Raw genomic sequence first — 24013 nt, 5'->3', positions numbered from 1 at the left:
TGCCCCCGCGACGGCGGGGGCACCCCGGACATCAGGAGGAGTGAGGCAGCCGTGCCCGTCGTTCCCACGCACCCGACAACCACGCCGGACCCGGACGTGCTGCGGTGGGTCATTCCCGACGGCCTGCTGGCCTTCTCCGGGGAGGTCGCCCACGCCCCGGCGCTTCTCCAGCAGCTCCTGGATGACGGAACCCTGCGCTCAGTGAGGGTCGACGGCGGCGGGGTGCTCACCCTTCTGGGCACCGGCCACGACTGGCGCACGGAGGGGGCCCGCGTGCGATCCGCGCTGGTAGACGCCCTGGGCGCCCCGAAGTCGTGGAAGGGCGCCGCCACCGCCCACGCCTCCGGTCCCGACGACGCGCTGGAGGCCGCCGCCCGGCAGATCGCCGACGGTTCCCTGGGGACCTTCGTCAACAGCCACGGGGGCGCGCTCGTGGTGCACTCGGTGCACGACGGCGTCGTCGAGATCGCCATGGAGGGCGCCTGCGACCACTGCCCGGCCGCGGAGATCACGATGCACGCGCGCTTCGAGCACCTGCTGCGGCGCCGCTGCCCCTGGCTGGTCGAGGTCCGCCGGATCGACGAGTAGACCCACCCCCGAGCAGCCCGCCACCGAGCCGGGCGCTTCTCGCACAGTCCCGCCAGTTTTCCGCCCGGCTGTGCGAGAAGTGCCCGGCTCGACGCGTTGCGAGACGTGGGCCCACCCCTGATCTGTGTCGGTGCCGTCCCAAAGTCGTGACGATAGTTAAGCCTCACCTTAGAATGTCATGGTCGATGTGTACTCCCGCATCATGACCAATCACAGACTTAGGATCCGAGGAGCTCCGAGAGCAACATGGCGACTGCAGTCTCACATCACAGCACAACGACGCCGGCCGGCACCGGAGCCGCCCCGCCGTCGACGCACACATCCTTGTCCGATCTGCGTCTGGGGACCAATGCCCGGGTCATCGGGCTACAGGAGGACACGGCCGACGATCCCATCGCCAAGCGGCTGAGCAACCTGGGCTTCGTGCCCGGCCGGATCGTGACGTCGCTGCGCCGCGCTCCGCTGGGCGACCCGGTGGTCTACCGCGTCGCCGACTACGAGCTGTGCCTGCGCCGCCATGAGGCCCACATGGTTCACGTCGAGGTCCTCACCGAGGCCGACGTCGTCGAGCCCCTCACCGGGCAACGGGCCGGCACCACCGAGCGTGAGGAGCAGCACCCATGAGTGACCACTGCGCAGCCTCCGAGGTCCCCGGCGCTCCCGACTGTCACTGCGGGTCCTCCAGCTCCAAGACCCTGGTGGCCGGCGCCCTGAGGGTCGCTCTGGCCGGGGCCCCCAACGCAGGCAAGACCTCCATCTACAACGCCCTGACCGGTCTGCACGCCAAGACCGGCAACTACCCCGGCGTCACCGTGGCACGGTCGCTGGGGACCTGCCGGATCGGCGAGACCAGCCTGACCATCGAGGACCTGCCGGGCGCCTACTCCCTGAACCCGATCAGCCCCGACGAGCAGGTGGTGCGTGACGTCCTCACCGACGCCTCACAGAGCATCACCGTGCCCGACGCCCTCGTGGTCGTCGTCGACGCCACGACGCTCCGGCGAGGGCTGAACTTCGTCGCCGAGGCCCTCGCCCTGGAGCTTCCCACCTGCCTGGTGGTCACCATGACCGACGAGCTCACGCGGCGCGCCGGGCGCCTGGACGTGGCGGCCCTCGGGCAGGCCCTGGGGATCCCGGCCGTGCGGGTGGTCGGCAACCGCGGCATCGGAATCCCCGAGCTGCGCGAGCACCTCACCGACATCCCCTCCTGGCAGCGCCCGCCGCTGCCCGCACCGACGGAGCCCACCGAGGTGGCCTCCTGGGCCGACTCCATCCTGGAGGCCGCCGACTACCAGGCGCCTCAGCAGGACCGCATCACGACCGCCGTCGATAAGGTCCTGCTCAACCCCGTCCTGGGGTCCCTGGTGTTCTTCGCCATCATGTACGTCTTCTTCCAGGCGATCTTCACCTGGGCGGCCCCCTTCCAGGACGCCGTCGAAGGAGGCTTCGGGGCCCTGGGGCAGCTGGTGCACGGCTGGCTCGACGAGTCCCACCCGCTGCTGGCCGGGCTCCTGGGGGACGGTCTTATCGGGGGTGTGGGCTCGGTGCTCACCTTCGTCCCCCAGATCATCATCATGTTCCTCATCATCGCCTTCCTCGAAGGCGTGGGGTACATGTCGCGTGCCGCCTTCCTCATGGACCGGATCATGAGCCGGGCCGGACTGGAGGGGCGGGCCTTCGTGGCCCTGCTGTCGTCCTTCGCCTGTGCGATCCCCGGGATCATGGCGACTCGCACGCTGCCCAGCGCCAAGGACCGGGTGGCCACGATGCTGGCCGCCCCGCTCATGACCTGCTCGGCGCGGTTGCCCGTCTACGTCCTGCTCACCTCCATCATGGTGCCCTCCGACGCGAAGATCGGGCCGCTGAGCGCGCGCGGCACCGTCATGTTCGCCCTCTACCTGCTGGGGGCGGTCTCAGCGATGACGGCCGCCTGGGTGGTCAAGCGCCTCACTGACCGCGGCGGGGTGCTGCTGCCCTTCTACATGGAGATGCCGCCCTACCGGCTGCCGCGGCCGCGCACCGTCCTCATCATGGTGTGGGACGCCTGCAAGGGCTTCGTGAAGAAGGCCGGGACCGTCATCGCCCTGACCACGCTCATCCTGTGGGTGCTGCTCAACGTGCCGATGCGCTCCGACGAGCAGTTCAACGCCCACTGCTCCGCCAGCGCCGAGTGCGCGGCCGTGTCCGCGGCGGTGGAGGACCCGGCGTCGTCGACCATCAAGGACGATGACGGACAGGTCATCACCGACCCCGAGGAGCTCGGCAAGCTGCTGGATGCGCAGAAGACCTCCTACACGATGGACAACTCATGGGCGGCCGCCATCGGCAAGACGGTGCAGCCGGTCTTCGAGCCCCTGGGCTTCGAGTGGCGCGTCAACGTGGCGATCCTGTCCTCGCTGGCGGCGCGCGAGACCTTCGTGGCCACCCTCGGCCAGATCGCCGCCGCCGAGGACCCCGAGGAACCCAGCGCGCACCTGGCCACCATGACGTACCAGAAGGACACGCTCACCAACAAGGCCGGCGACCAGCTGTTCAACCCGGCCACGATCGCGGCGATCCTGGTGTTCTTCGTTTACGCCCTGCAGTGCATGGCCACGGCTGCGGCAATGCGCCGGGAGACCGGCACCTGGAAGTGGCCGGCCATTGCCTACACCTACATGTTCGTCACGGCGTGGGTCATGGCGGCCCTCACGAGGGTCATCGTCGCCATGCTCTTATAGGCGGGGTGCGGGGCGTGCCTGCACGGGGTGCGCCCGCCGCCCTCCACGCACCCCTCGCCCCTGCACACCCCCTACCCACACACCACCTCTCTCTCCCCACACTTCGACCGAATCTTCATAAACGACGCGGCTCCGGGTCTGTTTTGAAGATTCGGTCGAAGTGTTAGGCGAGTGCCGGCACTTGGCAGCCGCCAGCCCTCGCGGTCGCCTCCCACTCCACCCGCTCAGCGGGTGATCGTCTAGGCTCGCGGCATGGCGACTCCGGAGTTCATCGTCTCCCTGCGACAGAAGATCGGGCACGACATGCTGTGGCTACCGGGGGTGAGCATCGTCGTCGTCGACGAGGCCGGCCGGCTCCTGCTTGGGCGGCGCGCCGACAACGGGCGCTGGGCGGTGGTCTCCGGCATCCCCGAGCCCGGCGAGCAGCCCGCGGTGGCGATCCGGCGCGAGTGCCTGGAGGAGACCGGCGTGGACGTGGAGGTGCTGGCGCTCACGGGCGTAACCGCGGGCGAACCCTTCGCCTTCCCCAACGGGGACAACTGCGTGTTCATGGACATCAACTTCGTGGGGCGGGCGAGGCCCGGCAGCGCGGATCGCGCCCACGTGGCCGACGACGAGTCCACACAGGTGGGCTGGTTCGCGCCGGATGCACTGCCCGAGCCGCTGCTGAGCTCGACCCCCGGACGCATTGAGGCGGCCCTGGCCTGGCTGGCCGACCCGACGTCGGGCGCACGTTTCCACCCGGCGCCCTGAGACCGGCTGCCTTCGCTCGGCCGGGTACGCCGACGGGGATATCCGGGACATCCGGGGACGCCGACGAGGACATTCCGCGCGGCGGGGTGCCGTCTCTTCCGGCCGGGGACAGTGTGCGCGTACGGGAACAGGATTGCTGTCCCCGACGGCGTCGAATGCCCCCGGCCGTGACGGTATGCCCCCGGCCGTACGAGGGGTACGGCAGTTGCGGTCAGGCCTCGGGAGCCTCGATGCCGATGCGCCGGAGGCCCTCGGCCTGCGCGCTGTTCGGATCCAAGGGCCTGGCGGCGGTGAGGATGACGCGCACACCCTCGGGGGTGACGACCTCGACCTCTCGGGAGTTCCACGGGGTGATGCGCGGTCCGGTGACGCTGCCCGGCCGGCGCTGCTCGCAGGCCGCGGCGATCTCGTCGATCTGGGACAGGACGCAGGAGAAGCTGACGCTCATCGAGGGGCCGTCGGCAGGGGCGGGCGCCTGCGGCGTCGGCACCAGGAGGACGTCCTGGAAGGCCCAGCGGCGCAGGTGCACCAGCTGGCCGGGAATGCTGAACAGAGTGAAGAAGCCCAGCGCCTCGGTCCAGAAGTCGACCGAGGCGTCCAGGTCCGACGTCGGGACGGTGACGAACATCGGCATACCGTAGATGCCGTGGAAGGGCTCGGGCGGTTGGGCGTCCTCGCTGGGCGCGGGCACAGGGCTCATCTCGAATGCGTTGAAGGTACTCATGTGGGGCAGCCTCATCCCTCACGCTACGTGAGGGTCAAGGTGATCCGCGTTGCTGTTGGCCCCGCGGCCGTGGACATTCTGCGAGGCGGGGTGCCGTCTCTTCCGGCCGGGGACAACCTGCGCGTACGGGACGGGATTCCTGTCCCCGTACGCGTCGATGGCACCCGTCGGCAGCAAAGTGTCCCCGACGGCGTCGAATGTCCCCGTCAGTGCGAGGGGCTGTCTGCACCTCGACTGGCTAGGACGCCGGCACGGCCACCCCCGCCAGCGCGCGCCCCCTCACTCCGCGGGCGGCTCGACGACGAGCGGCTCCTCTCCTGGCGCACGCACCTCGGCACGGGGTGCCGGCTCCAGGGCCAGACTCACGTGCAGCCGCTGGCCCTCCTGGCCGACGGCGTCGTAGGACAGTCGCGGGTTGTCCAGCTCGGTGACCTCGGTGCAGGCGCGCACGAGCCAGGGGTGGCGGCGCCGCAGCCCGATGAGGTCCTGATGGAGCCGCAGCATCCAAGCCCCCTGCGGCGCGAGCCCGGATGGCGTGGCCGGCAGGGCGGGGCGGACCTCGTCGTCGCCGCCGAGGGTCTCGGTCTTCACCCCACGGAAGGCCTGCTCGTCCCCGTAGTAGACGCTGGGCACGCCACCCACGGTCATGAGCAGGACTACGGCGAGCGCCGCCCCGCCGGCCCCGACCTTGCTGGCGATGCGGGTGACATCGTGGTTGCCGACGAAGGTGGCCGGGACGAACCGGTCCAGCAGCTCGTTGTGGCGCTTGAGGCACCAGTCGAGCTCGTAGAAGTTGACGTCGGCCAGCGAGCTCCAGGTGGCCTTCCACAGCTCGTACTGGGTGACGGTGTCCACGGTGGAGGCCTCCACGAAGCCGGCGTAGTCGCCGTGGATGACCTCGCCCATGAACCAGGCGTCGGGGTGGCGCTCGCGCACGGCGGGCAGGACGCTCGCCCAGAAGGCGGGGTCGACGGCGTAGGCGGCGTCCAGGCGCCAGGCGCTCGCACCGCGGTCGAGCCAGTGGGTGAGCACCCGCACGGCCAGGTCGCGCACCTCGGCGGAGTCGTGATTGAGGGCGGCCAGGGACTCGTGCCCCTCGAAGGTGGCGTAGCCGGGGCCGGCCTGCCCGGCATCGTTCCCGACGGCGCTGCCCCCACTGGTGGCGTCATCGAAGCGGAAGAGGCTGCGCTCCTCTCCCCCGGCGCGGGCGGCCCGGAAGAGGGGGTGCTCAGTGCCGACGTGCCCGAGGACGCCGTCGAGCATGAGGGCCAGGCCCCGGGTGCGGCAGGCCTCGGCGAGACGATCGAAGGCGGCGTCGTCACCCAGGCGGGGGTCGATGTGCAGGTGGTCGGTGGTGTCGTAGCCGTGAGTGGAGGAGGCGAAGATCGGCCCGAGCGACAGGCCGTTGGCGCCGAGCTCGACGGCGTAGTCGAGCCAGGGCTCCAGGCGGTCCAAGCGCGCGGGGGCGCCGGGCTCAGTCAACGGCGTTCCCGGTTCGGGGCGGATGGGGGCGCCGGTGGCGCCGAGGGGGTAGACCTGCCACCAGATGGCGTGGTCGATCCAGGCGGGGGTTGCGGGACGGCTTATTCCAGGCGACTCACTAATCATGTGCCCCAGGGTGCGCCGCGCCCGTTAGCATGTCAAGGTGCCATCCCGTACCGACAGGCGCCCCCGCCTGCGCATGGATCCTGCCGAGCGCCGCGAACTGATCCTGTCCGCGGCGAGGCGGGCCTTTGCGAGCCGCCCGTACGAGGAGGTCTCGCTGGTCGAGGTCGCCGCGGAGGCTCATGCCTCCGAGGCGCTGGTGCACAAGTACTTCGCCGGGAAAGCCGGCCTTTACGCTGAGGTGCTCCGGCGTGCCGCTGACGAGTTGGCCGAGCGCACCCGGAGGGCCGACGACGCCCTGCCCCCGAACTCCTCGGCACGCGACCGAGTGCGCACCTCGATCCTGACCTACCTGGACTTCATCGCGGAGCGCTCCCCCGGCTGGATGGCCTATCAGATCCTGGCCGGTCGCGAGCCGGGTGAGGCGACCCAGGTGCGCCAGGCGGCGCGCGAGGCGGCAGTGGTGGCCCTGGCCAAGGTGGTCGGCGGCAACCGGGGTCACCGCGACGACTTCGCCCTGTGGGGTTACCTGGGATTCCTCGACGACGCCTGCCTGCGCTGGGTGCACGCCGGCTGCCCCGACGACCAGCGCCACAGCCTGGTTGACGCGGCGCTGGGCTGCCTGGAGGGGGCGCTGGGCGACTGGCGGACATGAGAGCTGGGACCGCCCCAGCGAATGACACCCCGGAGTCGGCAGTCCGGCCCGCAGACACGAACGTGGGGCCCACCTCTCAAGGAGGTGGGCCCCACGTGATGGAGTCAGCGCGCCAGCGCGAGCCTCAGGCTCAGCGGACGGGCTTGCGGACCTCGGCGGAGAGGAACCAGGCCTGCTGCTCGAGCTTGCCGATGAGGTCCTCGACGATGCCGGAGGAGGTGGGGTCCTCGGAGTCGACGTCCTCGTCCACGCCGCGCAGGGTGGCGACGACGGCCTCGATGGCGGAGACGATGTAGGCGACGCCCTCGCTGGTGAGGATCTCGCCCTCGGGGGCGGCCGGCACGGTGGTGGCGGGGGAGACGGTGGCCGGGCGGCCGTCGGGGACGGCGTTGATGGCGCGCATGCGCTCGGCGACCTCGTCGGAGCCCTCGCGGGCGATGTCGACGACCTCGTCGAGGTTGAGGTGGACGTCGCGGAAGTTCGGGCCGACGATGTTCCAGTGGATCTGCTTGCCGACCAGCTCGAGGGCGATGAGGTCGGTCAGGACGCGCTGGAGGTTGTCGCTCAGGGCGGCGGAAGCGGTGAAGGAGAGGTTGATGGACGGTGTTGTCATGGTGTCTGCGTTCATGGCCATCACTTTACTACATCGCCAACCCCTGTGGGTGTTACTTATGATTCACAGGCAAGCCATGCCTCACCCGAAACCAAGGCTTACCTGCCCAGACGAGCTTCTCTGGCGATCCACTCAGCCGACCTTGCAGGTGTTCGGCTCGCCGGTCTCCTCCTCCTCGGAGGCGAGCCAGTGCCCGTTACTACCGGACACCATGGTGTTCTTCGCCGGGATGCGCACCTTGTTGGATGGTTCGGTGACGTCCTTGCCCTGTGCGTCGACGTAGGTCACCTGCGTCATGTCCACGCAGTAGGAGACGGTGGCGCTCTGGCCGTCGGCGCTCATGGCGACCTCGGAGATCGCGACCTTGACCGGGGTCTTGGCCTTCTGCCCCGTGTTCTGCAAGGTAGCGGCGTCGTTGATGAGCTGCTGCTGGAGGTTGCCGGTGGTGACGGTGGGGACCTTGCTGGTGTCCTGCCCGCCGCCGACCCACAGCTTCCAGGACATCTGGTCGTAGGCCACGAAGTCCTGGAGGATCGCGACCCGCTTGACGTCGAGGCCGGCGGGGATCGCGGTGACGGTGTACCCGAGCTGGGCGTCGGACAGGGAGGCCGCGGTGACGGTGCCGGCAGTGCCCGACGCCGTAGCGGAAGCCGAGGGGGCCGACGTCGGCTTCCCCGTAGAGCCGACCCTGCTGGCGGGCGCCTTGGCGTCGGGTTTGGAGTCCTTGGAGGAGCAGCCGGTCAGGGCCAGCGAGCCGGCGAGCAGCAGGCAGCCCAGTGCGGCGGCTCGACGGCGAGCCCCGGCTCGACTCACGGGGCGGTTCTCGGCATGTGCCACGGGGGCTCCTGACTGTCGGCCGGAATCAACCCGGCGGAAACCAACCCGTCGACAGTACCGCGAAGATCACGAACATGTCTCGACCTTCGTCGACCCCGTTGCTACGACGGGGACTGTTTGCGCGTTGGGGGACAGGAATGCTGTCCCCCAACGCGCAGGACGTCCCCGACGGCGTCGAATGTCCCCGGCCCGTTCAGGCCCAGGGCTGGCGCTGAGCCCACTCCTGTGGGCTGACGCGGCGCCCGGTGTAGAAGGGCGTGTCCACGCGCACGTGCATGCGCGCCTCCGTGTAGCGCTGGTGGTGCAGGACCCCCTCGAGCCGGTCGAGGCTGTCGGCCTCGAAGCCGAGGATCCACTCGTAGTCGCTCAGGCCGAAGGTGGACAGGGTCGAGCCCTTGACATCGGGGTACTTGGAGAAGCCGTGGCGCCCGTGCTGGGCCATCATGCGCGAGCGCTCCTCGGGCTCGAGCAGGTACCACTCGTAGGAGCGCACGAAGGGGTAGACCATGACCCAGTCGCGCGGCGCCACCCCGGCCAGGCAGGCCGGCACGTGGCGGGGGTTGAACTCGGCGGGCGTGTGCAACCCCATGCAGGACCACACCGGCTCCAGGTAGCGGCCCAGCGCACTGCCGCGCAGGCGGTGGTAGGCGTCCTGCAGGATCTCGGGGTCGTCGTCGAGCCACCACACGAGCAGGTCGGCGTCGGCGCGCAGGCCCCCGACGTCGTACCAGCCGCGCGTCGTCACGCCGCCGGCCTCGACGAAGTTGGCGCTCTCCCCCAGGAGCTGCTCGCGCTCGGGCTGGGAGGCGGGCAGCGGGCGGGTCAGGCGGAAGACCGAGTAGAGCGTGTAGTGGTACTGGTTGTTGATGGCCTCCAGGTCGACGTCGGTGGCGTCGCGCGGATCGCGGTGGGGGCGGCGCTCCTCGTCCTCGAAGCGGTGCAGGCCCCCCTCACCGGGGTGACCGCCGGGATGTCCGTGCTGGCCGTGGGTGTCGGTGCTCATTCTCTTCTCCTGGTTCTTATCGGAGCTACTGGGATGGGGACTATCGGGGGTCGGCGCCGTCGGTCCCGCGGTGAGTAGGCCGGCCGGGGTGGCTGGCCCCGTTCCGGCAGCAGGAGTCCGGGCAGACCGTGTGGAAGGGGCCGACGCCGGTGGTCGAGTCGGGCCGGACGTCCTCGCCGCGGGCGGCGGCGGCCCGCTCGAAGAGGATGTCGACGAGGGAGTCGACGAAGGCCGGGTGGGTGCCGACGGTGGCGGCGCGCGCATACGGCATCCCCAGGTCGCGGGCGGTCTGAGCGGCCTCGGTGTCGAGGTCGAAGACGACCTCCATGTGGTCGGAGATGAAGCCGAAGGGGGCCACGACGACGCCCCCGGGTCGCTCCACGGGCTGGCCGTCGGTCAGGTGCCCGGAGGCCAGGGCCTCAAGGTGGTCGTTGACGTCCGGTTCGAGCCAGCGGGCCTGCGGCGGGCCGGAGCGCGAGCAGTAGACGAGGTCGGCCTCGACCGTCTCCAGGCCGAGGCGGCGGGCGACCTCGGGCACGAGCACGGCGGCGAGCGCCTCGTGCTGGGCGACGTAGGACACCTCCGTGGACAGGTCGGCGGCCACACCCGGCTCTCGCCGCCCGGTCTCAGTCGGACCGTGCGCGTCAGAAGCGCCGGAGGCCCCGGGTGCGCTCTCGGGCCCCGCCCCCGGGGCGGAGCCGGCCTCCATACCCAGGGGGATGGAGTGGGTGACGAGCACGAGGCGCGCGTCCGCGGCCGCCACTCCCTGCTCGGCCAGCGCCCCGTAGGCCTCGACGATGGAGTCAATGTTGGCCTGCAGCAGGCCGGGGGTGTTGTAGTAGGGACGCGTCTTGTCCACGGTGAGCTCCACCGGACCGCCCCCGTCCCCGCCGACCCGGGCGGCGGCGTCGGCCTCGAATCCCTCACCGGTGGAGCCGTCCGCGCCGTCGGCGAGCAGGGAGACGGCACCGGCCAGGTCCTCACGGTACTGGCGGCACCCGGAGTAGGAGCCGAAGGCCGCGGTGGGCAGGGCCAGGACGCGGCGGGCCCCGGCGTCGGCCAGCTCGCGCAGGGCCTGACTGACGAAGGGGTGCCAGTTGCGGTTGCCGACGACGATCGGCAGCGTCGAGCCGCGCTCGGCCAGGCGGGCCTGGAGGGCGTCGCGCAGCTCGGCGTTGCGCGCGTTGATCGGGGAGGCGCCGCCGACGCTCTGGTAGTGGCCGGAAACCTCCACGAGGCGAGAGTCGGGCACGCCGCGACCGGCGGTGGCGTTGCGCATGAAAGGCAGGACGTCCTCGGGGCGGCGGGGCCCGCCGTAGGACTGCAGGAGGATGGCGTCGTAGGGAGCCAGCGGGTCGAGGGCCGGGACAGTGGCTGGGGCTCCGGCGAGGTCGGCGCCCGGGAGGGTGTCCGGACGGGCAGCCGGGCGTGCGTCCAGGCGCGCGGGAACCTCCTGGGTGGGCCCGGGCACGGGCGCGGCGGTGTCAGTCATGGTTCTCTCCTGTGCTTTCCAGGCCCCAGACGAGCTCGAGGGCCTGACGGTAGGCCTCCTCGCGGCCCTCCTGGCCGGCGCGGCGGGCCATGACGGTGGGCTGGTGGAGGAGGCGGGCGGCCAGGTGGTGCAGGGCCCGCTCGGCCTGCGCCAGGGGCACCATGGGCTCGCCGTCGATCTCGCTGGCGGCCTCGAAGCCGGGCTCGGCAGCGAGGTGATGGTGGGGGCAGGCCCCTGCGGCGGCGTCGGCACTGTTGACTCCGCTGACGCCGGTTCCGGCGCGCCCGTCGACGGCCGGGACGGCCAGGGCGAGCCGGCGGGCTGGCTGGGGGCGCAGGCGGGCGGTCTCCTCGGCGACGACGCGGCCCACCTGGGCGCGCAGGGCGGTGATGAGGGGGTCCATGGCCCGACCGGCCAGGGTGCGCTCGAAGTCGGCGGCCTCGGACTCGACGATGGCGCGGGCGGCGGTCACCTGCTGGGCCTCGGCGTCGGGCACGGCGTCGCGCACGCGGGCCAGGTCGAGGTGGACGACGCCGGGCAGGGCACCGACGGCCTCATCGACATCGCGGGTCAGGGCCAGGTCGAGGATGACGAGCGGGCGGCCGGCTCCCCCGGCCGAGCCGGCGCGTTCTGCGGCGACGGGGGCTACGACGTCGGCGGTGAGGATCGGCCCGCCAGTGCCGCGGCAGGTGACCACGAGGTCGGCGCGGCTCATGGCCTGGCTCAGGGCGCCGGTGGGGACGGCATGCAGGCCGTGGCCGGCGGCGAATGCCTCGGCGCGGTTGGAGGCGGAGTAGACGGCGATGTCGGTCAGGCCTCGGGCTCGCAGGTCGGCGACGGTGGCGCCAGCGTAGGAGCCGGTGCCGACGATGAGGGCGCGGCAGTCCTCCAGCGGCGGCAGGTGGCCGGATGCCTGATCCACGCCGACGGCGACGACGCTGCGCCCCTGACCGGACAGCTCGGTCTCGTGGGCCACCCGGCGGGCGGTGGCCGAGGCGCGCTCGACGACCCGCACGAGCTCGGGGCTGAGCGTGCCCTCGGCGGCGGCGGTCTCGGCGGCGCGGCGGACCTGGCCGACGATCTGGGCCTCGCCGACCACCATCGAGCTCAGGCCCGCAGCGATGGCGAGCATCTCCCGGCGGGCGGCCGCCCCAACCAGGTGGGTCAGCAGGAGTCCGCTCGGGGGGAGCCCGGCGCGCTCGGCCAGGAAGGCGGTGATGGTCTCCCCCAGGTCCGACGCCGCGGCCGACTGACTCGCGTCCGCCGGAGAGAGGTCCGGGTGCAGGGCCGCCGGGCAGCCGGTGTCCGCCCAGGAGTCGGCATCGATGAGCAGGGTCAGGCGGTTGCAGGTGGACAGCACCAGGACCCCGCGTAGCGCGGGGACCGCTTCCAGGAGGTCCGGCCCCAGCCCCGGGGCGACCGCACCGAGCCGGGCAACGACGTCGAGGCCCGGCAGTCGATGGTCTGCGGAGAGAAGATGAGTAGTCACAACGTGGGCTATTGAAACATCACCGTGGGGAGCGGGCACAATAGCGGCGTGGCGACACACACCCGACATCATGACAATGCGTCATCACCATATTTCTGACACCTTGTCAGGACCCGACGGACGTCTGGAACGCCGCACCATTACGCGCAATAAACCCCCTCTGACCACTGCTGACAGGAGGCAGTCGGATATGTCTCGCATTCAGTTCCCTTATCGCAGGGAAAGCACGCGGCGTCAGCATTCTTCGCCCGATAACGGCGATTTCGTCACCGGCAGTTCACACAATGATTCAATGACTTCCGAGCTGGCGGCGCACGCTGCCGAGGCGGCGGGGCCTGCCGGGACCACGACGGGACCGGCTCCGTCGCCGGCGCTCCTGGAGGCGCTGGCGGGGCGGAGGCCCGCGCGCACACCGGTGTGGTTCATGCGCCAGGCGGGACGGTCGCTGCCGGAGTACCGGGCGCTGCGGGCGCGCGCCGGCGTGCCGATGCTGGATGCCTGCCTGGATCCTGCGCTGGCGGCGGAGGTGACGCTGCAGCCGGTGCGGCGCCACGGCGTCGACGCCGCCGTCTTCTTCTCCGACATCATGGTGCCGCTGCGCCTGGCGGGCGTCGGGGTGCGGATCGAGGAGGGCGTCGGGCCGGTCCTCGACGCCCCGGTGCGCAGCGGCCGCGAGGTGAGCGAGCTGGTGGCCCGCCGCTTCGGTGACGGCCCCGACGTCGAGGGGGTCGGGGCGATCGAGGAGGCGGTGCGGCGCGTCGTCGTCGAGCTGGGCAGCCCGCAGGCGGCGGGCGTGCGCGAGGGGCTGAGCGAGCGGGCGCGGACCGGGCTGGGGCACAGTGCCGGGTCGGCGGGGTGGACGCCAGTGCTCGCCTTCGGCGGGGCACCCTTCACGCTGGCGGCCTACCTCGTGGAGGGCCGGCCCAGTCGCGACCACCTGGCGGCGCGCAGACTCATGCGCGCCGACCCCGACTCCTGGGACCGGCTCATGACGTGGTGCGCGCGCCTGACCGGCGAGTTCATCGCCACCCAGGTGCGTGCCGGGGCGGCCGCGGCCCAGCTCTTCGACTCCTGGGCGGGCTCGCTGTCCCCGCGCGCCTACCGCGAGCGCGTGGCCCCCTACTCGGCGCTCGCGCTGGATGTCGCCCGTCAGGCCGTCTCCCCCACCACCGGTAAGGCGGCGCCGCTCATCCACTTCGGGACCGGGACCGCCCGGCTGCTGGCGCTCATGCGGCAGGCGGGGGCCGACGCCGTCGGCGTGGACGAACGCATCGAGCTGGGTGAGGCCATTGAGACACTGGCCGAGGCCGACCCGCAGGCGGGGGCCTGCCCGGTCCAGGGCAACCTCGACCCGGCGCTGCTGGCGGCGCCGTGGCCGATCCTGGCTGAAGAGCTCGACGCGGTGCTGGCCGCCGGGCGCGCGGCGCCGGGGCACGTGGTCAACCTGGGGCACGGGGTGCCGCCGGCCACCGACGCGAATGTCCTCACCCGGATCGTGGCGCGGGTGCACGGCTCGGCCGCCTGGGAGTCCGTGGCCCTGGCCGGGTGGGAGGCATGAGCGGGGAGACCGTCGAGGAGCGGCGGTGGGACGCGCTCGTCATCGGCGGCGGAATCGCGGGCCTGACGGCCGCCTGGGATCTGGTGCGCGCCGGGCTGCGGCCGCTGCTCATTGAGGCGCGCGGCTACACCGGCGGGCTCGTCGCGGCCGGGAGCATCGGCGGGGCGCGCATGGACTTGGGCGCCGAGGGCTTCGTCGTGCGCGGCCAGGCGGCCACCTCGATGCTCGCCGAGCTGGGGCTGCGCACCGCCGCCCCGCACGGCCGGCCCCGGCTCTTCCTGCCGCCCCTCGCGCCGGGCGCCGGCGCCGGGCCGTCCCAGTGGGGGCTGCACCGGTTTCCTGACCACGCCTACCTGGGGATCCCGGCGGACCCGCTGGCGGCTGACGTCGTCGCCATCATCGGGCAGGAGGCCGCGCGCCGGGCCGCGCAGGACGCCGACCTTCCCGGTGCGGTGGGCACCAGTCCTGAGGATCCGGACGACCTGGCCTCCTTCGTGACCGCGCGGATGGGGGCCGGCGTCCTGGAGCGCCTCGTGCGGCCCATCGTCGCAGGCATCCACTCGGCCGACCCGGCGGACCTGGCGGCCGACGTCGTCATGCCCGGGCTGCGGCGGGCGACGGCGGAGCTGGGGTCGCTCAGTGCCGCGGTGGCAGCGGTGCTGGAGCGGCGTCGGGCCCGGAAGGACGGGGCGGGTGGTCGGAGCGTGGACGCGGCCGTCGAGGGCGGGCTGTTCCGGCTCACCGACGCGCTGCGCGAGGCCATTGAGGCAGGCGGCGGGAACGTGCGCACCCGTACCGGCGCCCAGTGGCTGCGGCCCGGCGGAGGCCAGGACTGCGCGGACGGACAGGCGCCGACCGCCTGGCGGGTGGGGATCGCCCCGACGCGCCGGGGGCCGACGCCGTCGGACGAGCCGGTGCCCGATGGCGCGCAGGAGGTCGTGGCCACCGACCGCGTCGTCGTGGCCTGCTCGGCGGGGGCCGCGCTGCGGCTGCTGCGGGGGATTCCCGGGCTGCCTGCGAGCGCGACGGAGCTGACCGTGCCGGTGGGGGCGCCGATCGCCCGCTTCACGCTGGTGGCGCGGGCGCCGGAGCTCAGTGGCGAGCCGGTGGGCTCGGGGCTGCTCGTGGCGCCCACCGGCGTTGCTGAGCCCGCTGCCGCGGCGTCGTCGGCCGGCGTCGTGGCCTCTATGCCGGTCTCTCATGGGACGGATCCCGGTGGGGGGTCTGCCAGCCCGACGGCCTGCCCGGTGCGGGCCAAGGCGCTGTCGCACCTGAGTGCCAAGTGGCCGTGGGTCGGCGCCGAGCTGCGGGCGCTGCACGGCCCGGACGTCCACGCGCTGCGCCTGTCCTACGGTCGGCCCGGGCAGCCGCGCCCGCAGGTGGATCTGCAGGTGGCGCTCGATGACGTGGCGGCCCTGACCGGGGTGCGGATCGAGCCGGAGGCGGTCATCGACCACATGCTGGTGCGCTGGGACGGGACGCTGCCGCCGGTGACGCCCGCCTACCGGGAGCGCACGAGGCTCCTGGAGGAGCAGCTGGCACCGGTGACAGGACTGGAGGTCACCGGAGCGTGGGTGGCGGGGACCGGGATCGCGGCCGTCGTCGAGCACGCACGCACCGCGGCCGGGCGCCTGGTGGGTTCCCATGGCGTATGAAGCGCCGCGCCGGGACGGAGGCGGGCGGCGCGTTCGTATATTAGGTGTACTGATCGGGGAGGTTGGTTAGGCGGGTGATGGGTGGGTGGCCTTGGGTGGCGGTGTGGGGTCGGTGGTGATTGTAGAGGTGCAGCCATGCGGGTAGGGCCTGGCGGCGTTGGGTCTCGGAGGTGTAGTGGCGGGCGTAGGCCCAGCCGTCGGCCAGGGTGCGGTGGAAGCGTTCGATCTTGCCGTTGGTCTGGGGGCGGTAGGGGCGGGTGTGCTTGGCCTTGATGCTCAGCTGCTGACAGGCGGCTTGCCAGGCGTGGGAACGGTAGGCAGAACCGTTGTCGGACAGGACTCGCTCCACCTTGACTCCTCGGGCGCTGAACCATGACACCGCGCGCTGGAGCACTCCGACGGCGGTATCGGCCTTCTCATCGTCGTGGATCTCGCTGTAGACCACGCGGGAGTAGTCATCAATCACCGAGTGCACGCAGGCGTAGCCCATCACCGGTCTGCGGCTGGCCTGGCTACGGGCCTTGCCGGGGGTGGAGGCGCGGTTGCGCGCGCCCTGGCGCGCACCGACGTAGCGCCATCCACCACCGTCGGGGATGTTGCCGATCTTCTTGACGTCGACGTGGACAAGAGATCCGGGGTAGGGGTGCTCGTAGCGGCGCACGACCTGACCGGTGGCCCGGTCGGTGTACGACAGGCGGTTGAGGTGGGCGGCTCGCAGGATGCGGTGGACGGTCGAGGCCGCGACCCCGGTGCGGGCAGCGAGCTGGACGGGGCCCTCACGCAGGCGCATGCGCAGCGAGACGATCCGTTTGACCACTGCCTTGGGTGTGCGGTGAGGGCACGAGCGTGGGCGGCTGGAGCGGTCGGTCATGGGCTGGCCGGCCCTGTACCTGTCGGCCCAGCGCTTGACGGTGGGCCATGAGCACTGGAACCGGGCAGCAACCTCGCTGACGGGCCAGCCCTCCTCAACCACCAGACGGGCGACCCTCAAACGAGCACGCGGGGTCAGGGCTGCGTTAGCGTGGGACATGAGGAGAGCACCTTTCGTGTCTGGCTGATGGGGAACTGCAACACCTCCACTCAACCAGCCCAAGGCGCTCTCCTCACCTCAAAGACTCAGATCACACCCCCTCAACCAACCCTCCCGATCAGTACAATTAGGTCGCGAGTTCGTACCCCCAAGGTACGAAGGCGAGCCCTACGGTACGAACGCGACGACTGAGAACCGCGCACGAGGAGGGGATGCATGACCACGACGGGGACTGACTCCCGGCGGCTTCGCCTGGGCACGCGCGGCTCGCGCCTGGCGCTGACCCAGTCCGGGCAGGTCGCTGACGCGCTGATGGCGGCCGGTGGGGGCGGTGCGGCCACCGCGGCCGGCGAGGCCAGCGAGGGCTCCGGCGGCCTGAGCATCGACCTGGTCACCGTGCGCACGGACGGCGACGGCGACCGCACTCCCCTGCGACAGCTCGGCGGGGTGGGGGTCTTCGCGGCCCGGCTGCGCCACGCACTCCTGGATGGCGAGGTGGACCTGGTGGTCCACTCCTTCAAGGACCTGCCCACGCAGCCGGTCGAGGGGCTGAAGGTCATCTGCGTGCCAGCGCGCGAGGACCCGCGCGACGCCCTGTGCGCCCGCGACAGCCTGACCCTGGCCGACCTGCCCGAGGGGGCCCGCGTGGGCACCGGCTCGCCGCGCCGGGCCGCCCAGCTGCTGGCCGCCCGCCCCGACCTGGAGGTGGTGGACCTGCGCGGTAACGTGCCCACGCGCCTGGCGCGGGTGCGGGGCCTGGAGGTGGTCGGCGTCGGGACCGATGAGCCGGTGGCGCCGAGCCGGGCCGATACCGCCGGTGACCTGGACGCGGTGATCCTGGCCCTGTCGGGGCTGCGGCGCCTGGGGCTGGAGCACTGCGCAAGCGAGGTCCTGGACCTGGAGACGATGCTGCCCGCGCCGGCTCAGGGGGCTCTGGCCGTGGAGGCGCGTGCCGGCGAGGACTGCGCGGAACTGGCCCGGGCGGTGGCGGCGCTCGACGACGAGCCCACGCGCCTGGCGGTGACGGCCGAGCGGGCGCTCATGGCCCGGCTCGGGGCGGGGTGCGCGGCGCCGGTGGGGGCCTGGGCGTACCTGCGGGAAGACAGCCGGGAGCCATGGGAGGAGCACGCCGAGCACGGAACCGGCTGGAACAAGGGCTTCCGCGACAATGACACCGCCGAGACCAGGACCAGCCAGGGAGCCGGGACTGGGCAGGATGCCGGGTCGGCGAGCGGCGGCCCGCGGCCAGTCGGCGCCACGGATCGGGCCGATGGGTGCGGGAAGACGGAGGCCGCCGGACCGGTGGTGCCGCGCGGTTCGGCGGTCTCGCGCCGCTCGCCGCGGGTGCTCGTGCTGCGAGCGGTGATCACCTCACTCGATGGCGGTCAGGAGGTCGGCTGCGAGCTGAGCACTGAGCTGCCCGAGGCCTCCGGCGGGCCGGGGGCCCCCGGGGACACGGCGGCGGTTCGGGCGGCCGAGGCGCTGGGGGTCAGGGCGGCCGAGGTCCTGCTGGAGGACGGCGCCGACCAGATCGTCGACCTGCACGCCAACAAGCCCCGGCGGGACTGAGGCCATGGCGCAGTCCACCTCACGCACTGACTCGGCCGGGAGCCAGCGAGGCCGCCCCTGGGAGGGCAGCGGGGCGCCGCTGTCGGGGCGGGCGGTTCTGCTGCCGCGCCTCAAGGAGCGCGACCGTATCGCCTCGGCGCTGGAGCGGGCCGGGGCTCGGGTGCTGCGCGCGGCCGTGACGCGGACGGTTCCGGGTGAGGCGACGGCGCTGGAGGCGACTGCGCGCAGGATCTTGGCGGGCGAGGCGACCTGGCTAGTGCTCACCTCGGCCCGAACCGTGGAGGCACTGGCGCCGTACCTGCTCGCCGAAGCAGGCTTGGCGACCGGAGACCAGGCCCTCCATCAGGAACCCGGCACTTCCGGCCCCCACAACGGCTCCGTGCCTCCCCACACCCCGATCACCCCATCGCTGCGGGTGGCGGTCGTCGGGCCGGCAACCGCGCGCGCCTGGACCGAGCTCACCGGGACCGCCCCCAACTTGGTGGCCCGAGGCTCGGCCGCCGCCCTCCTGAAGGAGCCCGCGCTCGCCGGCGGCCCAGAAGCCACCCCATCCCCCACCCGAGACCCGGACCCGGGTTCAGGCATAGGCCCCCATGGCTTCCCCAATGCCGCCGGCTCTCATGACTCCGACGGGAGAGCCCGCGCCTTCAGCGATGCTCCCGATTCCCCTCACGGCGCTCCGGAGGCGGCACGGCGGGTGCTGCTGCCGGCCTCGGCTCTGGCCGACCCGGCACTGGCGGAGGGCCTGCGTCGAGCGGGCTGGGAGGTGGAGCAGGTGGCCGCCTACACGACCGTCACAGCAGAAGCCCACGACCTGCCCCCGGACCTGGATCGCACCTGGGCCGCCGGAGGTGTGGACGCGGTCGTGCTCACCGCCCCATCCACAACGCGGGCCGTCCTGGAATTGCTCGGCCCACCGCCGCAGGGAACTGGGTTGGTGGCCATTGGCGCCACCACGGCGGCGGCCACCCGCAAGCTCGGTCTGACAGTCGCTGCCGTCGCCCCCTCCCCCACGCCCGAGGGGGTCCTCCAAGCCACTATCGACGTCACGACGTTGGACCCAACGCTATCCACCACTCCCCCACTTAGGAGCACCTCATGACCGACGCCCTCCGACCGGCCGCCGACTTCCTGTCGCGCCGCTCCGTCCCCGACCCGCAGGCCCCCACGGTCCGCCCCCGGCGCCTGCGCACCACCCCCGCGATGCGACGCCTGGCGCGCGAGCACGTCGTGGACCCATCCGCCCTCATCCTGCCGGTGTTCGTGCGCGAGGACATTGACGACCCCCGCCCCGTGGAGGCGATGCCGGGGGTCGTCCAGCACACGCTGGATTCGCTGCGTCGCGAGGCCGCCGCCTGTGCCAAGGCCGGCATCGGCGCCATCGACCTGTTCGGCGTTCCCGCCACCCGGGACGAGGCCGGCACGGCGGCCTGGGCCGAGGACGGCATCCTCAACCGCGGGATCGCGGCCGTGCGCGCGGAGGTCGGGGACGAGGTCGTCGTGTGCGCGGACACCTGCCTGGATGAGTTCACCAGCCACGGCCACTGCGGCCTCATCCGCCCCGACGGCCCACGCGCCGGCGAGGTCGACAACGACGCCACCCTGGCCACCTACCAGGCCATGGCCGTCTCCCAGGCGGAGGCCGGGGCCCACATGGTCTCGCCGTCGGGGATGATGGACGGGCAGGTCGCCGCGATCCGCGCCGCCCTGGACGCCACCGGCCACGACGACGTCGCGATCCTGGCCTACTCGGCGAAGTACGCCTCGGCCTATTTCGGGCCGTTCCGGGAGGCCGTGGGCTCCACGCTCACCGGGGACCGGCGCGCCTACCAGCAGGATCCCGCCAACCGCCGCGAGGGCATGCGCGAGGTGATGCTCGACGTCGCCGAGGGGGCGGACATCGTTATGGTCAAGCCGGCCGGCCCCTACCTGGATGTGCTCGCCGACGTCGCCGCCGCCTCCCCGGTGCCGGTGGCCGCTTACCAGGTCAGCGGCGAGTACGCAATGGTGGAGGCGGCCGCACAGCGCGGGTGGATCGACCGCGAGCGCGTCATCGCCGAGTCGGTGCTGGGGATCGTGCGCGCGGGGGCGGACATGGTCCTGACCTACTGGGCTCGAGAGATCGCCGAGAACCCGGCCCTGCGGTAGGTCGAACGATCAACCGCAGACTGTACCTGCGACGCCAGCCCCCGGGACCTACGGTGCGTCCACGATGCCTGGGTACCCGTTTTTCGACACGGCTCGAGCGGCGCGCTGATCCGGTAGTTTGTCAGGCAGTCCCGCCCGGTACGGCTCACCGGCCCGAACCGGCCCTGACCAGTTCATCGACAGGATCACCGTGACTCAGCAATCGCAGCCCGCAGGCCGGCCCTCCAGCGCCACCGCTTCGACCAACACCGCCCTGTTCGAGGCGGCTCGCGCCGTCATCCCCGGGGGCGTCGACTCCCCCGTGCGCGCCTTCGGCTCGGTAGGCGGCACGCCGCGGTTCATCGCCTCGGCGAGCGGCGCCCACGTCACCGACGTCGAGGGCCGCAGCTACGTGGACCTGGTGGGCTCGTGGGGTCCGGCGCTGCTGGGGCATGCCCACCCGGAGGTCGTCGCCGCGGTCCAAGCGGCCGCCGCCCGGGGCCTGTCCTTCGGCGCCCCCACCGCCACGGAGACGCTCCTGGCCGAGGAGGTGCGCCGCCGGGTGCCGGCCGCGCAGAAGGTGCGCTTCGTGTCCACCGGCACCGAGGCGACGATGACGGCCGTGCGCCTGGCTCGCGGTGCCACGGGCCGCGACCTGGTGGTGAAGTTCGCGGGCTGCTACCACGGGCACAGCGACGGCCTGCTCGCGGCGGCCGGCTCGGGCCTGGCGACCGGCGGCCTGCCGGGCAGCGCCGGCGTGCCCGCGGCGGTGGCCGCGCAGACGATCGTCCTGCCCTATAACGACGTCGCCGCCCTGGAGGCCTGCTTCGCCGAGCGGGGCACCGAGATCGCCGCAGTCATCACCGAGGGCGCCCCGGCCAACATGGGAATCGTGCCGCCGGCGCCCGGCTTCAACGCCGCGATCCGCCGGGTGACCGCCGAGCACGGCGCGCTCATGATCCTCGATGAGGTCCTCACCGGCTTCCGCGTGGGCCCGGCCGGCTGGTGGGGCCTGGAGGCCGTCGACGGCTGGACCTCGGACCTGCCGGGCCTGGCCACTGAGCCCGCCGACGTCGCAGCCCCCTCCTGGCCGGGCGCCGACTGGCGCGAGCGCGCCGCCTGGGTGCCGGACCTGGTGACCTTCGGGAAGGTCGTGGGCGGCGGGATGCCGCTGGCCGCCGTCGGCGGGCGCGCGGAGGTCATGGACCTGCTGGCGCCGGACGGCCCCGTCTACCAGGCGGGCACGCTCTCGGGGAATCCGCTGGCCACGGTGGCCGGCCTGGCCACCCTCCAGCTAGCCGACGACGCCGTCTACGCCTCGGTTGCCGCCCGCGCCCAGGCCATCAGCGAGGTGGTCTCGGCAGCCCTGACCGAGCAGGGCGTGCCCCACCGCGTGCAGCGGGCGGGCTCGCTGTTCTCCTTCATGTTCGGGCAGCGGGCCGCCGAGCAGGGCGTGAGCGACTATGAAGCCGCCCGCGCTCAGGAGACCTGGCGCTACGGGCCCTTCTTCCACGCCTTCCTCGAGGCGGGGGTGGGCCTGCCGCCGTCGGTCTTCGAGGCCTGGTTCGTGTCGGCCGCGCACGGCGAGGCGGAGCTGGAGACGATTGCGACCGCGGCCCCGGCGGCCGCCCGCGCCGCGGCCCGGGCCCAGGCGAACTGACCGCCCTCAGTGGATCTGGTCCAAAGTCGGCGCCCAGAGCCGCACGCACTGCACGAAGTCTGGGACGTACTGGCCGGAGGTTGTCCGTACTGCACGAACCCCCGCACCGCGTGGAGTACACCCACCTGTCGGCCAGTGGCACCCGACCCTCGTGCAGTACGCCGCCTCGGGCGCATTGAGGGCTCAGGCCTCTCGTAACCTCTCACGGCCTCCAGGGCGGCGGGGCGAGGGCGGCTTCGTAGGCGGCGACGTCGACGTCGGCGTTGAGGCTGATGACGATGCGCATCCGGGAGTCGGGGTGGGCCGCCAGCCAGCGACCGATCGTCTCCAAGGTCACCAGGGCGGCCTGCCGCTTGGGGTAGCCGAAGACGCCCGTGGACAGCGAGCACAGGCCGACGCTGCCCAGCCCCGCGGCGTGCGCGACGTTGAGGACGCTCGTGTAGCACGAGGACAGCAGGCGCCGGTCGCGCAGGGTCGGCTTGCGCCCGTCCTCGATGACGGGTCCCACCGAGTGGATGACGTGCTGGGCCGGCAGGTGGTAGCCGCCGGTGAAGACGGCTCGGCCGGCGGGCTCCCCGCCCTGGCGGCGGGTGGGGTCGAAGGTCTCCGCCCAGGTCATGTAGCGGGCGCACTCGGCGCGCAGGGCCGGGCCGGCGACGGCGTGGATGATGTTGTCGATGCAGCGGTGCCCGGGAGCGAAGCAGCCGAGCATCCCGGAGTTCGCAGCGTTGAGGACGGCGCCGGCGCGCAGCCGGGTGAGGTCGCCGCGCCAGAAGGCCACGTTGCGGCCCAGCAGGCCGGGCACGTGGTCGGTGATGGCCAGGGGCGGAATCTCGGTGGCGTCGACCATGCCGCGCTCGGCGGCCTCGGCCTCCAGGAGGGTGTCGAGGTCGGCGGCGATGTCCTCGGGCAAGGGGGCCGGGGGGCGGGCGGTGAGGAGGAAGTCGAGCATGGTGCGCAGCTCGTCGGGGTCGGTGGGGACCGTCGAGTCGATCCAGTCCGTGGCACCCTCGGGGTCAGAACGCAGGAAGGCGTAGACGAGGTGGCGCACCAGCGCATCGCGGCCCGAGGCACCGACGGGGACTGCCCATCGGGCTCTGACAGCGTGGCTGACGTGGGACTCCAACTTCACGCGGGCCATCATAGGATATCAAAACGTAATGTTCTGCCCTTGGGTGGGCGAGCCGGGCAACAGACGACGACGTCGCCCGGAAACGGCGGGTTCCCGGGCGACGTCGGACGGCTGCAGGGGCCGAGAGGCGGCCCCGCGGTACCTGACGGATCAGGCCTGAGCGCCGGAGGTAGCCTCCTCCTCGGCGATCTTGGCCTTGAGCTCGTCCATGTCGAGCTCGCGCACCTGCGTGATGAGGGAGTCCAGCGCGGGGGCGGGCAGGGCGCCGGCCTCGCGGTAGACCAGCACGTTGTCGCGGAAGACCATGAGCGTGGGGATCGAGGAGATGCCCAGGGCCCCGGCCAGCTCCTGCTCGGCCTCGGTGTCGACCTTGGCGAAGGTGATGTCCGGGTTGGCCTCGGAAGCCTTCTCGTAGATGGGGGCGAAGCGCATGCACGGGCCGCACCAGGAGGCCCAGAAGTCGACGATGGTGATGCCCTCGCCGTGGATGGTGTCCTTGAACTCGGGGCCGGTGATGTTCTTGGTGGCCATGAGTGTTCCTTTCAAGACTGTGGAGACAGATGGGTTCCACTGCGGCCAACACGGCCGGGGCCCAACCTATTCCTGGTATCAGCATCGCCGCCTCTCCTGGCCGAGGACATTCCACGCGGCCGGGGCGCACCGCAGCCCCCTCCGGTCACCACCGTCCACACTCTTGCCGGCACCACTCGACCTCGAGCCTCCTGCGGCCGGGGACATTCCACGCGGCAGGGTGCACACCGCTCCGGGCGGGGACACCCTGCGCGTCCGGGGACAGGATTCCG

Annotated in this window: 21 protein-coding genes; 11 read left to right on the top strand and 10 right to left on the bottom strand. The window is 72.3% G+C overall.

Annotated elements, in window-relative coordinates:
• Positions 1 to 51: 51 nt before the first annotated feature.
• The 4 genes from HW274_RS01075 to HW274_RS01060 all read left to right on the top strand — a co-directional run bounded on the left by HW274_RS01075 (position 52) and on the right by HW274_RS01060 (position 4061).
• Positions 52 to 588 (top strand): NifU family protein, encoded by a 537-nt coding sequence (locus HW274_RS01075; protein WP_075254408.1) that lies wholly within the window; start codon positions 52 to 54, stop codon positions 586 to 588.
• A 246-nt stretch (positions 589 to 834) separates the two neighbouring features.
• Positions 835 to 1212 (top strand): FeoA family protein, encoded by a 378-nt coding sequence (locus tag HW274_RS01070; RefSeq protein WP_075254409.1) that lies wholly within the window; start codon positions 835 to 837, stop codon positions 1210 to 1212.
• Positions 1209 to 3308: a ferrous iron transporter B gene (locus HW274_RS01065; RefSeq protein WP_075254410.1), complete on the top strand. Its 2100-nt coding sequence runs from the start codon at positions 1209 to 1211 to the stop codon at positions 3306 to 3308. The genes HW274_RS01070 and HW274_RS01065 overlap by 4 nt, the downstream gene beginning before the upstream one ends.
• A 252-nt stretch (positions 3309 to 3560) precedes the next feature.
• Positions 3561 to 4061: an NUDIX domain-containing protein gene (locus HW274_RS01060; protein ID WP_075254411.1), complete on the top strand. Its 501-nt coding sequence runs from the start codon at positions 3561 to 3563 to the stop codon at positions 4059 to 4061.
• Between the two features lie 211 nt (positions 4062 to 4272).
• On the opposite strand, the gene HW274_RS01055 is transcribed toward HW274_RS01060, so the two are convergent.
• On the bottom strand, positions 4273 to 4785 hold the full coding sequence (locus HW274_RS01055; RefSeq protein ID WP_075254412.1) for a VOC family protein: 513 nt from the start codon (positions 4783 to 4785) through the stop codon (positions 4273 to 4275).
• A 279-nt stretch (positions 4786 to 5064) separates the two neighbouring features.
• Positions 5065 to 6393, bottom strand: coding sequence for an alpha-amylase family protein (locus HW274_RS01050; RefSeq protein ID WP_075254413.1), 1329 nt, complete (start codon positions 6391 to 6393; stop codon positions 5065 to 5067).
• 37 nt (positions 6394 to 6430) lie between these two features.
• On the opposite strand from HW274_RS01050, the gene HW274_RS01045 reads away from it, so the two are divergent.
• Positions 6431 to 7045, top strand: coding sequence for a TetR/AcrR family transcriptional regulator (locus HW274_RS01045; RefSeq protein WP_075254414.1), 615 nt, complete (start codon positions 6431 to 6433; stop codon positions 7043 to 7045).
• Positions 7046 to 7175: 130 nt separating this feature from the next.
• On the opposite strand, the gene HW274_RS01040 is transcribed toward HW274_RS01045, so the two are convergent.
• From HW274_RS01040 to HW274_RS01020, 5 genes are all read right to left on the bottom strand, one after another.
• Positions 7176 to 7673, bottom strand: a complete 498-nt coding sequence (locus HW274_RS01040; RefSeq protein ID WP_185989012.1) for a Dps family protein — start codon at positions 7671 to 7673, stop codon at positions 7176 to 7178.
• A gap of 117 nt (positions 7674 to 7790) precedes the next feature.
• On the bottom strand, positions 7791 to 8495 hold the full coding sequence (locus HW274_RS01035) for a hypothetical protein (protein ID WP_075254415.1): 705 nt from the start codon (positions 8493 to 8495) through the stop codon (positions 7791 to 7793).
• 193 nt (positions 8496 to 8688) lie between these two features.
• A complete protein-coding gene (gene hemQ, locus HW274_RS01030) occupies positions 8689 to 9498 on the bottom strand; it encodes a hydrogen peroxide-dependent heme synthase (RefSeq protein ID WP_075254416.1) in 810 nt (269 codons plus the stop codon).
• A gap of 40 nt (positions 9499 to 9538) precedes the next feature.
• Positions 9539 to 10990: a ferrochelatase gene (locus tag HW274_RS01025; protein ID WP_081376244.1), complete on the bottom strand. Its 1452-nt coding sequence runs from the start codon at positions 10988 to 10990 to the stop codon at positions 9539 to 9541.
• Entirely contained in the window at positions 10983 to 12479 is a 1497-nt protein-coding gene (locus tag HW274_RS01020) for a glutamyl-tRNA reductase (RefSeq protein ID WP_075254417.1), read from the bottom strand. Before HW274_RS01020 ends, HW274_RS01025 begins: the two co-directional genes overlap by 8 nt.
• A gap of 292 nt (positions 12480 to 12771) precedes the next feature.
• Between HW274_RS01020 and HW274_RS01015 the strand changes: the two genes are divergently transcribed.
• Positions 12772 to 14037 carry a uroporphyrinogen decarboxylase gene (locus HW274_RS01015; protein ID WP_396027379.1) on the top strand — a complete coding sequence of 422 codons (1266 nt, stop codon included), beginning with the start codon at positions 12772 to 12774 and terminating at the stop codon, positions 14035 to 14037.
• Positions 14034 to 15692: an NAD(P)/FAD-dependent oxidoreductase gene (locus HW274_RS01010; RefSeq protein ID WP_185989011.1), complete on the top strand. Its 1659-nt coding sequence runs from the start codon at positions 14034 to 14036 to the stop codon at positions 15690 to 15692. Before HW274_RS01015 ends, HW274_RS01010 begins: the two co-directional genes overlap by 4 nt.
• 40 nt (positions 15693 to 15732) lie before the next feature.
• Here HW274_RS01010 and HW274_RS01005 read toward each other — a convergent pair whose 3' ends face one another.
• On the bottom strand, positions 15733 to 16722 hold the full coding sequence (locus HW274_RS01005; RefSeq protein WP_185989010.1) for an IS481 family transposase: 990 nt from the start codon (positions 16720 to 16722) through the stop codon (positions 15733 to 15735).
• Between the two features lie 216 nt (positions 16723 to 16938).
• Here HW274_RS01005 and HW274_RS01000 point away from each other — a divergent pair, with 216 nt between their 5' ends.
• From HW274_RS01000 to HW274_RS00985, 4 genes are all read left to right on the top strand, one after another.
• Positions 16939 to 18291 carry a hydroxymethylbilane synthase gene (locus HW274_RS01000; protein WP_075254419.1) on the top strand — a complete coding sequence of 451 codons (1353 nt, stop codon included), beginning with the start codon at positions 16939 to 16941 and terminating at the stop codon, positions 18289 to 18291.
• A gap of 4 nt (positions 18292 to 18295) precedes the next feature.
• On the top strand, positions 18296 to 19393 hold the full coding sequence (locus tag HW274_RS00995; RefSeq protein WP_075254420.1) for a uroporphyrinogen-III synthase: 1098 nt from the start codon (positions 18296 to 18298) through the stop codon (positions 19391 to 19393).
• On the top strand, positions 19390 to 20439 hold the full coding sequence (hemB, locus tag HW274_RS00990) for a porphobilinogen synthase (protein WP_003788068.1): 1050 nt from the start codon (positions 19390 to 19392) through the stop codon (positions 20437 to 20439). The genes HW274_RS00995 and hemB overlap by 4 nt, the downstream gene beginning before the upstream one ends.
• Positions 20440 to 20692: 253 nt before the next feature.
• Positions 20693 to 22078, top strand: a complete 1386-nt coding sequence (locus tag HW274_RS00985; RefSeq protein WP_260679219.1) for a glutamate-1-semialdehyde 2,1-aminomutase — start codon at positions 20693 to 20695, stop codon at positions 22076 to 22078.
• Positions 22079 to 22280: 202 nt separating this feature from the next.
• Here HW274_RS00985 and HW274_RS00980 read toward each other — a convergent pair whose 3' ends face one another.
• Positions 22281 to 23222, bottom strand: a complete 942-nt coding sequence (locus HW274_RS00980; RefSeq protein WP_020992009.1) for a macro domain-containing protein — start codon at positions 23220 to 23222, stop codon at positions 22281 to 22283.
• Between the two features lie 138 nt (positions 23223 to 23360).
• The gene (locus tag HW274_RS00975) at positions 23361 to 23741 is read right to left on the bottom strand and encodes a co-chaperone YbbN (protein ID WP_075254422.1); all 381 of its coding nucleotides are present in this window, start codon (positions 23739 to 23741) and stop codon (positions 23361 to 23363) included.
• Positions 23742 to 24013: the final 272 nt, after the last annotated feature.

The organism is Actinomyces sp. oral taxon 169 (genome assembly GCF_013394715.1).
GTDB lineage: Bacteria > Actinomycetota > Actinomycetes > Actinomycetales > Actinomycetaceae > Actinomyces.
This window is presented reverse-complemented; position numbering and strand designations above follow the sequence as displayed.